The following is a 739-nucleotide window of genomic DNA, read 5'->3' on the forward strand; positions in this document are numbered from 1 at the left end:
ATACCCGATATCTTCGGGTTCTCCACTACTGATATCAATGCAATGGAAAGGGCTCCATCACTTACCGAGATGTTCGAAAAACGTTCGACAATGGCCGTCGCAACGCCTCCTGATTCGGCCGTGATATCATAGTTCGATCGGGCACCCTGACCGTTCTCGATGTCGATGTCGAACACTCGCGAGCCGATACCTCCCCCGGCCAAAACCCCAAAGTAAAGCTCCGCAAAGTGCAGATCGACGGCATAGTTCCCATTAGGGACAGGGATCTCATAAACCACGGCGCCTGAGGTACTATAACGCTCCGTCTGGTACAATTGATCGTTGGTCGTATTGGCTATGGGAATGTTGTTGCTAAAGGTATTGCCCCCTATGAAATCGGTATCGGCGGCCCATTGCGTACCCTCGAATCCAAATCCAGGACCACCGCTATTGATCGCGATACCACTGGTGGAAACCGCTTCCGAAACCGTGACCGTGGCCTCATCATAGGCCGTCTCTCCCTCGTCATCGGTAACCGTCAAACGGAACACGTAACTGCCGGCCAATAGACCCGAAACCGTCAATTCAGGTGTCGATGTACCGCTGAGATCGGCCGTGGAAGGACCCGATTCCTGGCTCCATGAATACCCCGCTATCGATCCCCCGTCGGGATCCGTGCCGCTTCCGTTGAGTACGGCACTCGAGTTCGGCAAGGTCAATTCGATATCGTTACCGGCCGCTGCTATCGGAGGTTGGGTCG

At 54.5% G+C, this 739-nt stretch carries 1 protein-coding gene; it reads right to left on the bottom strand.

Annotation, left to right across the window (positions count from 1 at the left end):
- A partial coding sequence (locus ABV409_RS16670) for a malectin (protein WP_353878762.1) occupies positions 1-739 on the bottom strand: 739 nt, incomplete at both ends.

This window comes from Flagellimonas algarum (genome assembly GCF_040513375.1).
Lineage (GTDB): Bacteria > Bacteroidota > Bacteroidia > Flavobacteriales > Flavobacteriaceae > Flagellimonas_B > Flagellimonas_B algarum.